At 45.3% G+C, this 16408-nt stretch carries 10 protein-coding genes; 7 read left to right on the top strand and 3 right to left on the bottom strand.

Annotation, left to right across the window (positions count from 1 at the left end; all coding sequences use genetic code 11):
- Positions 1-63: 63 nt before the first annotated feature.
- The 3 genes from glgB to AB4167_RS00895 form a co-directional block, all read right to left on the bottom strand.
- Positions 64-2244: a 1,4-alpha-glucan branching protein GlgB gene (gene glgB / locus AB4167_RS00905; protein ID WP_372135979.1), complete on the bottom strand. Its 2181-nt coding sequence runs from the start codon at positions 2242-2244 to the stop codon at positions 64-66.
- A gap of 174 nt (positions 2245-2418) precedes the next feature.
- Positions 2419-4599 carry a 4-alpha-glucanotransferase gene (gene malQ / locus AB4167_RS00900; protein ID WP_017067441.1) on the bottom strand — a complete coding sequence of 727 codons (2181 nt, stop codon included), beginning with the start codon at positions 4597-4599 and terminating at the stop codon, positions 2419-2421.
- A 185-nt stretch (positions 4600-4784) separates the two neighbouring features.
- Positions 4785-7238, bottom strand: coding sequence for a glycogen/starch/alpha-glucan phosphorylase (locus AB4167_RS00895; RefSeq protein WP_136981738.1), 2454 nt, complete (start codon positions 7236-7238; stop codon positions 4785-4787).
- Positions 7239-7804: 566 nt separating this feature from the next.
- On the opposite strand from AB4167_RS00895, the gene malT reads away from it, so the two are divergent.
- From malT to AB4167_RS00860, 7 genes are all read left to right on the top strand, one after another.
- Positions 7805-10513 carry an HTH-type transcriptional regulator MalT gene (gene malT / locus AB4167_RS00890; protein ID WP_017061867.1) on the top strand — a complete coding sequence of 903 codons (2709 nt, stop codon included), beginning with the start codon at positions 7805-7807 and terminating at the stop codon, positions 10511-10513.
- Positions 10514-11106: 593 nt separating this feature from the next.
- On the top strand, positions 11107-12027 hold the full coding sequence (locus AB4167_RS00885) for a DUF368 domain-containing protein (RefSeq protein ID WP_017068934.1): 921 nt from the start codon (positions 11107-11109) through the stop codon (positions 12025-12027).
- A gap of 203 nt (positions 12028-12230) precedes the next feature.
- Complete coding sequence (locus AB4167_RS00880; RefSeq protein WP_017061864.1) at positions 12231-12671, top strand: hypothetical protein; 441 nt, start codon at positions 12231-12233, stop codon at positions 12669-12671.
- Positions 12668-13264: an SCO family protein gene (locus tag AB4167_RS00875; RefSeq protein WP_004732104.1), complete on the top strand. Its 597-nt coding sequence runs from the start codon at positions 12668-12670 to the stop codon at positions 13262-13264. The genes AB4167_RS00880 and AB4167_RS00875 overlap by 4 nt, the downstream gene beginning before the upstream one ends.
- Positions 13265-13347: 83 nt before the next feature.
- The gene (locus tag AB4167_RS00870) at positions 13348-13806 is read left to right on the top strand and encodes a copper chaperone PCu(A)C (protein WP_017068936.1); all 459 of its coding nucleotides are present in this window, start codon (positions 13348-13350) and stop codon (positions 13804-13806) included.
- Positions 13807-14313: 507 nt separating this feature from the next.
- Positions 14314-15378 (top strand): ribosome small subunit-dependent GTPase A, encoded by a 1065-nt coding sequence (gene rsgA / locus AB4167_RS00865; RefSeq protein ID WP_102321105.1) that lies wholly within the window; start codon positions 14314-14316, stop codon positions 15376-15378.
- A gap of 387 nt (positions 15379-15765) precedes the next feature.
- Positions 15766-16299: a DUF4136 domain-containing protein gene (locus AB4167_RS00860; protein ID WP_137001434.1), complete on the top strand. Its 534-nt coding sequence runs from the start codon at positions 15766-15768 to the stop codon at positions 16297-16299.
- Positions 16300-16408 lie beyond the last annotated feature (109 nt).

Genomic DNA, 16408 nt, shown 5'->3' with positions numbered 1-16408 from the left:
CAAAAATGGGAGCCTTTCGGCTCCCATTTTCTTTTTAGTTATCGCTTACTTCAACTTATAGACCTAATTTAGCTTGTAAAAAACGGTCGATAACGGTGGTAAACGCAGCTCAATCGATGTGTCTAGCCCTTCGCTCTCTACAGATTCAATCTCAGCAGTCTGCTTCACTTCAAAACCGCTGCCTGCATAGTCGACAGAGTCTGTATTCAACAACAATGCGTATTCACCTTTTGCAGGAACACCTAAGCGGAAATGCTCGTGAGGCACTGGCGTAAAGTTAGACACTATCAATACTCGCTCACCAGATTCACTGATGCGCTCGTGCGCAAGAATGCTCGCTTCAGCAGAGTCCTGTAGACGCCATTCAAAGCCTTTCGGATCAAAATCAAGATCGTGCATTGCAGCTTCAGAGCGGTACAGATTGTTCAGGTCTTTCGTTAAACGCTGAACACCTTGATGACGCTCGTAATCCAGCAAAAACCATTGCAGCTGGTCGTCATGGTTCCATTCAGCCGTCTGACCAAATTCTGCACCCATGAAGTTCAGCTTCTTACCTGGTTGCGCATACATGTAACCCATATAAGCACGTAGGTTTGCCGTTTGCTGCCATTCATCACCAGGCATCTTGTTGTGGATAGAACCTTTACCGTAAACCACCTCATCGTGAGACAGAGACAATACATAATTCTCACTGTGTGCGTAAACCAGTGGGAAGGTAATCGTATCGTGGTGATATTTACGGTTGATTGGGTCTTCTTGAATGTAAGACAAGCTGTCGTGCATCCAACCCATGTTCCACTTAAAGCCAAAGCCTAAGCCGCCCATAAAAGTCGGTGCTGAAACACCAGGGAAAGCCGTTGATTCTTCAGCAATCGTCATCGCATTCGGAAAGTGTTTATACACTTCTTCGTTCATCCACTTAAGGGTTGCGATAGCGTCGTAGTTTTCGTTGCCGCCATCCGCATTCGGGATCCATTGGTCATGGCTACGCGAATAGTCGAGGTACAACATCGAAGCAACCGCATCAACACGGATGCCATCAATGTGGAATTGCTCGAACCAGTACAGTGCATTAGAAACTAAGAAACGACGAACATGCTCTTTGCCTAAATCGTAAATGTACGAGTTCCAATCTTGATGCCAACCACGACGTGGATCTGGATCATGGAATAATGGCGTACCATCGAAGTTTGCTAGGCCGTGATCATCACTTGGGAAGTGAGCAGGAACCCAGTCCAGAACAACGCCAAGACCCGCTTGGTGACATTGATCGACGAAGTATTTGAAATCATCTGGAGAGCCAAAACGGCTAGTCGGTGCAAATAGACCTACAGGCTGATAGCCCCAAGAACCGTAGAATGGATGTTCTGAAACTGGCATTAGTTCAACGTGCGTGTAGCCAAGATCCGTTAGGTATGGGATCAGCTCTGCCGCAAGCTCGCGATAATTTAAGAATTCACCTTCAGCGTTACGCTTCCAAGAACCTGCATGCAATTCATAGAACGAAAGCGCTTCTTTGCGCTTTTGCGTTACCGGGCGATTTTGCCATTGAGTATCTTGCCACTGGTAACGAGCGTGATCGTAAGTTACAGATGAGAACGATGGGTATTGCTCAGAGTAGAAACCCCATGGGTCAGCTTTGTGTGGTAAGCCTTCGCCATTTGGTCCTTTTAATTCAAACTTGTATTGAGCGCCTTCTTCCAGTTCAGGAATGAATAAGCCCCACATACCGTAATCTAGGCGTTGCATTGGGTGGCGGCGACCATCCCAAGCGTTGAAGTTACCCACCAAGCTTACCGCAGTTGCATGCGGTGCGTACACCAAGAAACGCGTACCTGAAATCGTCTGTCCATCACGCTCTAGCGTAATAAACTGAGCCCCCATGTGATGATACATATCTTTCGGTGTATGAAGATCTTCATAACTCGCGTACAGATCGTGGTACTGGTAAGGATCATCGATGATCTGTTCTACGCCAGCCCAATCAACCGCAAGCTTATAGTGAGTAAAACGTAAGTCTCTCTTTTGCTTAAGAATGAAACCACTTTCACCCTCTCGCGCTAACTCAATACGAGGTTCCTTTCCAACAATCAACTCGACTTTATCTGCCCCAGGAATCCACACACGTAATGCACCTTGCTCAGAAGGTAGGTATGGCCCTAAAAACGCGAATGGGTCTGTGAAACAAGCCTGTGATAGTTGGGTATATATTTGTTTTTGCTTTGAAATCGAACTTAGTTCCAAAACGTTTCTCCCTAACCAAACATCCAAAAAACATAATACAAAAATGCCCGCTATTAGTGCGGGCAATATAACGACGGTTTATTCTACCAGATGAGCATTCATTATTGAGTGACCGAGGTTGTAGTTTCGTACGGCGTAAGCAAAAAACCACCTAATTTCAAGTCACTCACGTCATTACTTACCGGCTTTTTCTCGAACGTCAGTCAGCTTAGAAGCGATACGATTAACGCCTTCGTGAGCAAATATTTCGTCCAAGTTCATTGATAGTTTACGACGCCAGTTAGGGTATTCATCAACCGTGCCAGGAATGTTTACTGGCTTGTCCATCTCTAGCCAATCTTCTAGCTGAACGCTCAGTAGTGTTGAACCACCAGCCGCTACGTGCAGTTGAAGTGCCTCAGCAAGGTAAGAGTCCATCGGTACTTGGCTCGCATCGCGGCCCACACCTTCTGGTAGGAAACCATGCCATGCTACTGAATCTAAGATACCTTGCTTGCACTCTAGGCGGTCATCGAACAAGGTTTCTAATTGTTCTGCATCTGGGTATAAGCCAATCTCTTGGCCCATTTTCAGGTCATCACAGTGCCAGAAGCCACGAAGCGTTGGCATATCGTGAGTACACAGTGCCGCCATCGATTGTGATGCGTAGTGTTTTGGTGAGATGAAACCACCGTCATCTTCTGATGTTTCGAAGAAGAACACTTTGTAAGAGTGCACGCCAGCATCTGCAAGGATGTCGACAATCTCATCCGGTACCGTTCCTAAATCTTCACCGATAACGCTACATTGGTAACGGTGAGATTCAAGCGCCAGAATAGACAGCATATCTTGTACTGGGTAGTAGATGTACGCGCCCTTAGTTGCGTTCTCACCCTTTGGAATCCACCACAAGCGCAGTAGACCTAAAACGTGGTCGATACGCAGTGCACCACAGTGCTTCATGTTCGCACGAAGTAGCTTGATGTAAGCGTCGTAGCTTGTTTCTTGAAGCACTTCTGGGTTTAACGGAGGTAGACCCCAGTTCTGACCCAAAGGACCAAGAATATCAGGTGGAGCACCAATGCTCGCATCCATCACTAGGTTGCCTTCGTCAGCCCAAGTCTCGCTGCCTGAATCTGCAACACCTACCGCTAAGTCACGGTACAGGCCAACAGCCATGCCCTTCTCTTCTGCAAGAGACTGTGCATCGTTGATCTGGCAATCTGCTAGCCATTGCAGGTACATGTACAGATGAACGTTTTCTAAGTTCTCTTTGATGTATTTCTGTGTCGCTGGGCTGTCGAATGTACGGTACTTCTCAGGGAATACCGGCCATCCCCACATGCCAGAATCTTCTGCATGCAGTTCACCATGTAGAGCATCAAACGCCGCTTGATGCATCAGGCTATCGCCACCCTCTTCTACGAAGGCTAAGAACGCTTGTGCACGGTCGCTGTTTTTGTCTAGATGACGAGTCTTAAATTCTGCGAATAGCAGAGGCAAGATGCTCATCTTAAGCTCAGACACTTCGGTGTAGTTTACCCAGTGTGCTTCACGCGCTTTTTGTAGACGCTGTTGGAACTCTGCGCTGCCGACTGTTTGTTGTGCTTCTGCACTTAGTGCAAATTCAGGAACTGAACTCACATCAATGTATAAGATGTTCAACCAGCGACGAGAAGATGGGCTATATGGGCTCGCACCTTCAGGGTTCGCAGGGAACAATGAGTGAATTGGGTTTAGACCAACGAAGTCACCACCACGAGAAGCGATATCCGCAACAAGCTGTTTTAGGTCACCGAAATCACCAATACCCCAGTTATGCTGAGTTCTTAGGGTATAAAGTTGAACACTGGGTCCCCAAAGCTTTTTGCCTTGCTCGATTGGTGACTGCTTGAAACACGCTTTTGGCGTAATAATCAGTGTCATCTCGTAAGGCTTCTTACGGCGCTTACGGCTCACAATGAGCTTGTGATAACCCCATGCCAAATCACTTGGCAATGCAAACACTAAAGGGCCACCCTCGGCACGCTCGTCACGAATGACTTGAGATTGAAGATAGCCTTCAAGTACCTCTCCTTGCTCGGTTTCTAAGCGCCAGCTGAACTCACTTTCACGAGCACTTACACCTAGATTAAGCGCCACTTCTACTGGCTCACCGTCACGCAAGACAAGAACTGGGTCTAGTACATCTTTTTTGTGTTTTCTTTCTGCTGACTTAAGCAGTGCATCATCGCTGCTTGTATCGTAGCCCAACGAAGCCAATAGAGACGTGATCGTCTCGTCTGATACTTGTGCTTCATCGCCCCACGCACTAACGTAACTGTCGGCAATGTTTGCCATTTCTGCGACTTGTTTTAATACGGTCTGTTCTTTCATCGCTCTCTCCGAAAACGTTCTGACGCTTTCTATTTTGTAGGGTTGTTAATTTAATTTTTACTAATCAATTAGCTTGTGACAATCGGTTTGTAAGCAGCTTGTTTATAAACGAAACCTTTAAGCCTTTCGTTTGCTCACAAGCTAATTGAGCCAAGGCAGAAACTGCCTTGGCTACTTTGGAAGTATTAACGGTTAACCGCTTCAAGTTTCCAGATGTTGTTCACGTAGTCGCGGATAGAGCGGTCTGATGTGAACTTACCAACCAATGCTGTGTTAAGAATTGCTTTCTTAGCCCAACCTGCTTGGTCTTTGTATTGCGTGCCCATGTCTTCGTGCGCTTTCACGTAAGATGCGAAGTCAGCAAGACATAGGTAAGGGTCACCACCGTCTAGCAGGCTATCAAACGTTGCACGTAGAAGGCCTGGTTGACCTGGAGTGAACTCATCGCCAGTCAGTAGGTCTAGAGATGCTTTCAGTAGTGGGTCTGCATTGTAGTAGTCGTATGGGTTGTAGCCTTGAGCTTTCAGAGCTTGAACACCATCAACGTCTAGGCCGAAGATGTAGATGTTTTCATCACCCACTTCTTCACGAATCTCAACGTTTGCACCATCCATCGTACCGATAGTTAGCGCGCCGTTTAGAGCCATCTTCATGTTGCCCGTACCAGATGCTTCTTTACCCGCTAGTGAGATTTGCTGAGAAACGTCTGCTGCAGGGATGATGATTTCAGCCATGCTTACACGGTAGTCAGGAATGAATACCACTTTCAGTTTGTTACCGATGCGAGGGTCGTTGTTGATCTTCTCTGCAATCTTGTTAACCGCGAAGATGATCTCTTTCGCTAGGTGGTAACCCGGTGCTGCTTTCGCTGCGAAGAAACATACGCGTGGCTCACATTCGAAACCAGGTTCGTTAAGAATACGGTGGTACAGAGATAGAATGTGTAGCAAATCTAGGTGCTGACGCTTGTATTCGTGAAGACGTTTGATTTGAACGTCAAAGATAGCGTTAGTATCTAGCTCGATACCCATGTTCTCTTGAACCCAATCAGCTAGGCGCTGTTTGTTTTCTTTCTTAACAGCCATGAATTCTTTTTGGAATTTCGCGTCTGTTGCAAACTTAGCGATGCCTTCTAGCTGCTCAAGTTTTGCTGGCCATTCAGTGCCGATCTTACCCGTGATTAGCGCAGATAGACCTGGGTTACAGAACTTCAACCAACGACGTGGCGTGATGCCGTTCGTTACGTTAGTCAGTTTACCTGGGAAGATTTCGTTGAACTCAGGGAACAAGTCTTTCTTAACCAGTTGTGAGTGAAGCGCAGCTACACCGTTTACTTTGTAAGAACCAATCACACATAGGTTTGCCATGCGAACCATGCGGTGGAAACCTTCTTGGATGATAGAAAGCTTCGCTTGCTTCTCACCGTCACCAGGCCACATCTTGCGAACTTCTTGCATGAAGCGGTGGTTGATTTCAAAAATGATTTCCATGTGACGTGGAAGAAGACGGTTGATCAGTGATTCAGACCAAGTCTCTAGTGCTTCAGGAAGTAGTGTGTGGTTCGTGTATGCGAACGTATGAGCACTGATTTCCCATGCTTGGTCCCAAGATAGACCTTTCTCGTCAATCAAGATGCGCATTAGCTCAGGAATCGCAATCGTTGGGTGCGTATCGTTAAGCTGAATCGTTTCTTGCTTAGGCAGATCTTCTAGAGAGAAACCTGCTGCTTCGTGACGACGTAGAATATCGCGAACAGACGCTGCTGAGTGGAAGTACTGCTGCATTAGGCGCAGAGTCTTGCCTTTCTCGTGGTTGTCGTTCGGATAAAGTACTTTAGTGATGTTACCTGCATCGATTAGCGAGTGTTGCGCTTCGAAGTAGTCACCGTTGTTAAAGCTTGCTAGTGAGAATGGTGCAATTGCCTGACATTCCCAAAGACGCAATGGGTAAACCGTGTTTGACTCGTAACCTACGATAGGTAGATCCCAAGGCATTGCTTTCACTTCCATACCTGGAACCCAAGTACGTACTTCTTTACCGTCGATGAATTCAACTTCTACATGACCGTAAAAACCAATGTGTTGTGCTAGTTCTGGACGAGCCACTTCCCATGGGTAACCTTCAACACCGCGCCATGCGTCAGGTGCTTCTTGTTGGCGACCGTCTTGGAAAGATTGCTTGAATAAACCGTATTCGTAGTGAAGACCGTAGCCTACTGTTGGGTATTCTTGAGCGGCACAAGAATCCATGAAACAAGCAGCTAGACGACCAAGACCACCATTACCTAGTGATGGGTCACGTTCTTCTTCTAGAAGGTCAGTTAGGTTTTGACCTAGCTCTTCCATTGCATGAGTGATCTGTTCGTAAAGACCCATGCTGATCAGGTTGTTACCTGTTAGACGACCAATCAAAAACTCTAGTGATAGGTAGTTAACGCTCTTAGCGTTCTTAATTTTTTCATCATTTTCAGTTTCTAGCAGGTCAAAAGTCGTTAGCTCTGCAAGAGCACGACCCATTGCTAGATACCATGAACGGCTGTCTGCTGTTTCAACGGTTGTTGCGTAGGTTGCAGATAAATGTTTCTTAACACTCTCTTGGAATGACACTTTATCGAAAGTTTTTTGCTGAGTTGGTTTCATTTCAGAAATCTCGCTTTTAATAGTTCTAATTCATCTGTGACATATCGTGCATGGTCACCATAAACTAAACATCCTCCCGCTAATGCAACTGACTAGGAGTAGATGGGAGGGCGTAGGGGGCGTACCGACTTAGGGTTAGTGATCTGACTCTCATGTTCTGACTGAGAACAAAAACTTGGAGTGACTAAGATCACAAGCTCCCGTTCGATAACTTAACTTCAATTGATGTGACTTTTATTTAACCCATTTAAAGTCATTGCCAAATCTGAGTTTCAGATCACGAAATAATTTCCAACTCTCATCTTTTGCATTGATTCCCGTGTAGGGATGAACGAAGTCACATTCACAAACCAACCCGCAACGTGAGCAAAGTCTCAAATAAAGGGCGTAGACACCCAAAAACATGCAGGAGTGCAAGGTTTCTGAGGAGGATCGTAGTCGGTAACGTTTGGCTTCACGTAATATGAGTAAAGACTTAAGTAATTAGGCTCATGTCATTGGAGTGCACTCAACGATAGATTGGGATATTCCAGAACATAGCCACGGAATAGGTGTAAAACTTCGATATGTGGATCCCTTCGAAACTGACTCGTCCCGGCCGCTTACATAATGCAATCCTACGACCTAGGGTTCTCGATCTGCTTCACAATGCAGATTGCTATAAGCTTGTGTTGTTCCGCTCTCCAGCGGGCTACGGCAAAACCACCATGGCTGCACAATGGTTGGTAGATAAACCTAATGTGGGTTGGTACAGCATTGATGATAGCGACAATGATGCCTTCCGCTTTATCAACTACCTACTTCAATCACTTAATAAAGCGACTCAAAATGCCTGTCCGAATGCCCAAAAACTGGCAGAAAAGCGACAGTTTTCATCGCTGCATTCTTTATTAAGTGAAGTATTTGCCGAGATGTCGGAATTCCATCACGAGTGCTTTCTGGTGTTGGATGACTATCACTTGGTCAACAATGACGACATCCACGAAGCCATGCGCTTCTTCCTCAAACACATGCCCGATAACCTAACGTTGGTTGTCACCAGTCGTGGTACGCCACCACTTGGTACAGCAAACCTGCGCGTTCGTGACTTAATGATCGAATTAGGTAATGACTCGTTGGCGTTTGATACCGAAGAAACCACACGCTTTTTCAACCAACGCGTAGCCGACGGCATTGATGACACCACGGCAGATAGCATTTGTAGTTATGTAGAAGGTTGGCCTTCTGCACTACAACTTATCGCGCTACAAGCACAACACCAAAAACGCACTCTTGCACAGTCCGCAGAGTCATTCTCTCACTTTAACCACGCCCATCTTTGGGACTACTTGGTTGAAGAAGTATTCGACCTGCTAGACAAAGAAACCCGACAGTTCTTGATGCAATGTTCTGTGCTTGATCACTTCAACGATGAGCTTGTGTGTGCACTTACACAGCGTGAAGATGCCTTAGGTATGATCGAATCACTCAACCGTTTTGGTTTGTTCATCTACCCGCTTGAAGGTGAAAAGAACTGGTATCGCTTCCATAACTTGTTTGGTGAATTCCTCGCACATGAGCGCCAAGCTCGAATTCCTCAGCAAGAAGCTGAACTGCATCGAAGTGCTGCAAAAGCGTGGATCAAGCAAAACACACCACACCAAGCACTACGTCACGCACAGCGTGCTGAAGATCCAGAACTGATCATTCAAATCCTGACTGAGCACGGTTGGCCGATGTTCAACCAAGGTGAGCTTTCGTCATTAGAAATGGCGATCAAACAGCTAACCACAGATCAACTATACAGTGAGCCAAAGCTTTCGATGTTGCGCGCTTGGCTTGCACAAAGTCAGCACCGTTATGACCAAGTGGGTACTTTGTTGGAAGAGGCTGAGACTCAATATCAAGCGCGAAACATTGAACTCGATACTCAGCAGCAAGGCCAATACAACGCCTTACGCGCACAAGTTGCCATCAACAGCAATGAGCCTGAGAAAGCATTGGAATTGGCTGAGCTTTCGTTGAGTCAGTTGAACACCACCGTTTATCGTAGCCGCATTGTCGCAACCTCGGTTGTGGGCGAAGTGAATCACGTAATGGGTAACCTAAGCCGTGCGCTACCGATGATGCAACAAACAGAAAAACTGGCACGTCAGTATCAGGTTTACCATCAGGCCCTGTGGGCGATTCTGCAACAAAGCGAAATCTTGATTGCTCAAGGTTATGTTCAAGCTGCATTTGAGCTACAAGACAGTGCATTCAAATTGATTGAAGAACATCAGCTGCAATACGTACCTCTGCACGAATTCTTGCTGCGTGTTCGCGCTCAGATCTTCTGGTGTTGGAACCGACTAGATGAAGCGGAAGAGTGTTGCTACAAAGGCTTAGATATCCTTGGTCACCACTCTCCGAGTAAACACCTGCACAGCTATTCTATGTTGGCTCGTATTTCATTGAGCCGTGGTGAGATTGATAAAGCGTCGAAATTTATCGACCAGATTCAGCACCTATTGCGTCAATCGACTTACCACGTAGATTGGACGGCAAATGCTTCTCTTTCTTTGATTCTGTTCTGGCAAGTAAAAGGCGATAAAGAAGCTATCCGTGATTGGCTGAGTGTGGCTGTTCGACCTGAATCGGCAAGTAACCACTTCTGCCAACTTCAGTGGCGAAACATCGTTCGTGCTCACATCATCCTTGAGCAGTATGAAGACGCAGAAGAAGCGCTGACTTTCCTTAAGAGTGAAGCCCAGCGTTCGCACCTGATTACAGACACCAACCGCAACTTGATCGTTGAAGCCGTGTTACGTACACAAATTAACGATGAAGACAGCGCACGAATACTACTCGAAGAAGCGCTTCATATGACTAACCAAACCGGTATGGTCGGTAACTTCTTGGTAGACGGTGGGACTATCGGGCATATCTTGGATAAGTTGAGCAACAAGCCAGGCTTAGGTGATTTAGAACGTCACCGCGCACAACAAATCATGAAAGATATTTCCGCGACCCAACGCAGCCGCTCGGTTCACTTCGATGAAGACTTTGTTGAGAACTTGGTTAATCACCCGAACATTCCTGAGCTTGTGCGTACTAGCCCACTCACCCAGCGTGAATGGCAAGTACTTGGTCTGATCTACTCAGGATTCAGTAATGAGCAGATCGCTCAAGAACTCGATGTAGCGGGTACCACAATCAAGACTCACATCCGTAACCTTTACCAAAAGCTCAACATTGCTAACCGTAAAGAAGCAATCAGCACAGCGGAGAACTTGCTGCAGTTGATGGGGTACTAAAACGGATTCGAGATTCGAGATTCGAGATTGATTCGAGATTGATTCGAGAAAACATAAGCTAGTCACCGATGGTGGCTGGCTTTTTTTTCATCTGAAGTTTAGAACCTAAAAATGTAGGAATGGGAAAAGTAAAAAGACGATCACCAAACGACAGGCAAAAAAATAGCCAACCGCAATAATCGCGATTGGCTCTATATATTTGTGAACAAATCATAAGTTCACTAACAACGTCAGTTGGCTAGGTGACCCTCGGCTTAAGAAGGGTCAATGTATATAATGCAGTTAGCGTGCCAACTTTTATTCGACGTTTTATAAGCCCTGCACCGCATAAAAACCATGAATTTGTCATGCGAATTGCAAAGTGCATTTGCATATTGCAACCAAGATGCAATATCGATAAGGGATCAGTTTCATCTCTGCTCTTAATGACAAATCACTAAGTGGTTGTTATCTAAATGTTAGGCAAATATTCACTTCAACTTATTGCCTTACAATTAATAGAGTAATAAAAGCCCTTCCCCAAAAGCATATTCATACTTTTTTTACACTAAAGTTTGTATACTGCACAAAATCATCCTCAACTCTATGAAGCAATGAACTACTTAAGTACTTTTTTCAAAGGCATGGCAATGGGCGCAGCAGACGTTGTACCTGGCGTGTCGGGCGGAACCATCGCATTCATCACTGGTATCTACGATACGCTGCTAGAAAGCATTCGCAGAATTAACCCTAGCGTACTTGGCTTATGGAAACTCGAAGGCTTCAAAGCCGCGTTTAATCACATCAATGGTTTCTTCCTAATTTCACTGTTCGCGGGCGTATTCACGAGCATTGCGACATTCGCAAAATTGATTTCTTGGTTATTAGTCACCCACCCTGTTCCACTGTGGTCTTTCTTCTTCGGCCTGATCTTGGTCTCGGTTTTCCATATTCTTAAGCAAGTAGAGAAACGCGATATGATTCGCTTCGTGTTTTTGCTGCTTGGCGTTGCTTTCGCTTATAGCATTACCGTGCTTAAACCGCTGCAAATGGAACCAACCAGCATCAACGTATTGATTGCGGGTGCGATTGCTATCTGCGCGATGATTTTACCCGGTATTTCAGGCAGCTTTATTCTGCTCCTGATTGGCATGTATGGCCCCGTGCTTGGCGCCGTTAAATCATTTCAAGTCGATGTACTTGCGCTATTCCTTGCGGGCTGTGTGATCGGACTGCTGACTTTCTCACATGTACTGTCTTGGCTATTGCGTTCATTCCGCGACTTCACATTGGTATTCTTAACCGGTTTGATGATCGGTACGCTGCCTAAGATCTGGCCTTGGAAAGAGACCATCAGCTGGCGCACAAACTCAAAAGGTGAACAAGTTCCTCTGATTCAAGAAAACCTATCACCGTTTGATTTTGAAGCGGTAACCTCTCAGCCTTCTCAGTTGGTCATGGCGATTGTGATGATGTTTGCTGCGATTGCATTGGTTTTAGGCCTGGAGAAGTTCGCAGAGCGTAACGCTGACTAATCATTCAACGTATTTCTGGAACATGTTCAGAATGGATAGAACTTAGAAATACTAAGCTCACATATCTATTAAACAGACAAAAGCGAAGCCAATGGCTTCGCTTTTTTAGTTCTACCATACGCACAAAATTGCTTTTTGATACAAGCACGTATTGAGGGGTGTGATAACATCGCCGCTCTTATAAAATTAAATGAGAACACGACATGCACTCTGCATTAAAGGTTGCTGCTGTTGGGATCGCTCTCGTGGCAGGCTTTTATGGGCCGCAAGCAATTCAGCAATTTAAATCTGCGATGGAGCACTCAACTGCCGACGTCAGCTTGGATGATTACTGCATGCTTTCAACCACATCGTGTGAGCAGGAATCCATTTCAATGTCGCTTGACCGAGAAACCGCGCAACCTCTTCTACCCACAAAGATAAAGGTAGTTTGGGAAGGTGCTGCATCTGAGACACTGGTGTTATCGCTCACAGGTTTAGAAATGGAAATGGGATCAGCGCGTTTTCAATTAAAGAGCATTGGCAACAATACCTATGAAGGTGATGTGATTTTACCTGTATGTACTTTAGATAAAATGACATGGATCGGTGAACTCACTGATGGTGTCGATACTGTAAACCCTGCAATAAGGATGGCAAGATGAGTAGAAATTGGTCGTTAGCATTGGTTGTCGCTTTTGTACTTGGCTTTGGTGTCAAAAGCTATCTTGATGGGCAAAACGAAGTTCAAGAACAACACGCTGCAAAACAAGAGTTCTCCGCAACGACTCTTTTCGGCAAAGACAACCAACCAACGGAAATCTTTGACCAAACCGATGACAGAATTCGTATCGTTTACTTCGGTTTCACACGCTGCCCAGATGTGTGCCCCACTTCTTTGGCTATGTTGGCCGGAGCACTTAACCAAGTCTCTGATGAAGCAAAAGCCAAGATTCGCCCGATGTTTGTCTCTCTCGACCCTGAGCGTGATGCAGCAGAAGCCTCATACGAATACGCACAATACTTCCACCCAATGATGGAAGGATTAAGTGGTCCTTTGGATGTGACAACCACGCTTGCACACAACTACGGTGTTATTTTCAGAAAGACCAAGCTGGAAGGTTCAGAGTTGGAATACACCCTAGACCACAGCTCATATTTTTATTTTTTAAAGCCCGACGGTACCTTGATTACCAAAGTACCGCACACGTTGACGCCAGCGCCAATTGTTGAGGCTATCAACAAGCTGACGCAGTAAAACGTAAAAACAAAGAACTTACTCAATAAAGTTCAAAAAAAGTCAGGTCCCAGACCAAAAACATAAAAATTAAGGACAACAACATGAAGTTAAAAGCACTTGCTCTAGCAGGCTTATTGCTCACCCCTTTTGCTCAGGCTAGTAGCGATATTATGGTTCATGACGCGTACGCTCGTGCAACCCCGCCTTCAGCAGTGAACAGCGCGGTGTTCACGACTCTGATGAACCACAGCGATAAAGATCGCGCTATTGTTTCTGCAACAACACCTGCAGCAGGTAAAGTAGAACTTCATGATGTAATCATGGATGGCGATGTTATGAAAATGCGCCAAGTTCAAGAGATCACCATCCCTGCAAACGGTGAAGCGGTACTTAAACCTGGTAGCCTACACATCATGTTGTTCGACCTAAAAAGTAGCCTAAAAGAAGGTGAGCAAATCGAGATGACTCTGACCTTTGCCAATGGTGAAACACAGACCTTCGACGCACCAGTGAAGAAAGTGATGAGCGGCATGAAGAAGATGAACCACGACCATCATTAATCGTATTCACAATTGATAAAATAATTTAAGCCACGATGACTTCTCGCCATCGTGGCTTTTTGTTAAACTGAGCGCGCTTTTTATTCAAAGCCTGAACACATAAATAAACCAAGGAGAATAGAAGATGATTGTAATGAAAACACTAAAACTGGCAGTAAAAGTAACGCGTTAATTTGTTTGGTTAATCAAACTTTAATCTCGAACTACCAACATTAAGCCATCAGCTGGCTACCGCACACTTTTACCCGGTTTACTGTTGATCGTAAGTGATCAATATCTGCATGCCTGTAAAGCATGACTCAAATCCGGGGTCCTATCGATTTTGAATTCGACCCAAGCTCAAACATTTTTGACGTCTCGACGCTTTTTGAACTGACCAACGCTTTTCGATCTCATCGACAACCTGAGATCTTACAAGACGTTAATGCTCTCATAAGACTTTAATGCACTGATAAGACTTTAATGCTCTCACAAGAAAAGAAAGCTCGCACGTCTGGGTAAATAGACATGAATTCACAAAACGCATTTTCTCATCCAATGTCACTTCAACAACTTGGATGGCAACCTGTATTCCAACAACAACTGACACTTGAAGACTACGACCATTCAGTGATCGCCCGTATCACCGCGCACCATCGCAGTGGCTACACATTTGCGTCTGAACAAGGCGAAATCACTCTACCTATTCATCACAACCAACCTGCAATGACCGTTGGCGATTGGGTAATATTGAACTCTGAACTGCAATTCGATCGCTTACTAGAACGCCAATCGCTCTTTAGCCGAAAAGCTGCAGGCAGTCGTGTGGCTGAACAATATATTTCAGCCAATATCGACACAGTGTTTATCGTGGTTTCATTGAACAACGACTTTAATCTGAGTCGCATTGAACGCTACCTGGCACTCGCAAATGAAGCACAAGTTGAAGCGGTTATCGTCCTGACTAAGAAAGACTTGTGTGACGACTACGAAGGCAAAGTACAACAGGTACAAAGCTTAGACCCGATGCTCATGATCGAAGCGGTCAATAGCCTAGATCAAGGCTCAACCCAAGTACTGTCACCTTGGTGTAAAACCGGCAAAACCGTCGCGCTAATGGGGTCTTCTGGTGTGGGTAAGTCGACTTTGGTTAACTCATTGCTAGGTGAAGCATCGCAGGCAACTGGTGGTATTCGTGAAGACGACAGTAAAGGTCGTCATACAACCACATCACGATCACTCCACTTGCTCGCATCAGGTGGCTTGCTTCTCGACACTCCAGGAATGCGAGAGCTCCAACTTGCAGACTGCGCTGAAGGCGTGAGTGAAACTTTTTCAGACGTCGAAGAGTTAGCAATGCACTGCCGCTTCTCTGATTGTCATCATGAATCAGAGCCGGGATGCAAGATAAGGGCTGCCATTGAGAGTGGTGAACTGTCTGAAAGACGATTTACTAACTATCAAAAGCTACTGAGAGAGCAAGCAAGAAACGGCGCTTCTCTTGCAGAGCAACGCGCTAACAATAAGCAGCTTTCCAAAATGTACCGAAACGTACAGTCAGAAAGCCGTAATATTAAGAAAGGCTCAGCTTAAGCAGTTGGATATTGACGGTAATCTGAGTTAATCGCTCAACGCTGATCTGAAACACCGAGCCCCACGTGTCAATCGCGTGGGGCTTTATCTACAAATTCCCCTCCTAATCAACAAGGGATATTAAGATATCGTCTGCTTCCGAAAGTAAAAATTCACCATTTATAATAGTTGGAATTTTTCTTAGCGAGTTAATCATCACGTTAATGTTTCTCTTTATCCAGTTCAATATAATTCCCCCTTGAACAATAAAGTTAAAATACGATTAATCGCGTCACTTTTACTACCAGATTGACTGAATATAACGAACATAAAGTATCGATTACCGGACAAGTATAATCACCTTCAGAAGAAAATTTCATTTCAAACCACCTTCCAAGGAGATAGAAAATGCTTCGTCTAACCACCATATTATTAACGCTTCCTCTAGCTGCCTGCTCTACAATAAATACTGACTTCGAAAAGCAAACCGATTTCTCAATGTATAAAACCTATGATTTCAGCTCGCCCGGGACTGCGAAAGAAGAGAAGAACAAAATACCGATTAGTATCGACTCAATCAGGATTGAAAGTGCGATCATTAAAGAAATGAGCCGCACAGGGGTTTCATTTGTAGAGGACGGAGGCGACCTATACGTCCGCTACCAACTTCAGCAAGCATCTGAACTTGTGTCTTCCGGCTCGTCATTTGGTATTGGCTATGGTTGGAACAATTTCCGTGGGGGAATGTCCACTCCACAAAATTATCACCAACAGACGTACGGACAATTGGTTGTAGAACTGATCGATGATAAAACCAACATCGTTGTATGGACCGCGAATTCAAGCCGGAAATTGACTCGCTCAATGAGTTCTAAGGAACGTGAAGAGCTGATTTACGAGGAGATCGCTGAAATGTTTCAACAGTACCCTTCGTACAAATGATTAAAAACTTCTAGGTGATAACTTCTTCAAATATCGGCCATTGAATGTGCAGATAGAGGAAGCCTAGGCATTAGAGGAAGAAGGCACCAAAGCCACTAATGCAATAGAT

It is taken from the genome of Vibrio sp. 10N.286.49.E11 (genome assembly GCF_041469505.1).
Taxonomy (GTDB): domain Bacteria; phylum Pseudomonadota; class Gammaproteobacteria; order Enterobacterales; family Vibrionaceae; genus Vibrio; species Vibrio crassostreae_C.
The sequence above is the reverse complement of the archived record's forward strand: the minus strand, read 5'-3'. Positions and strand labels throughout refer to the sequence as shown.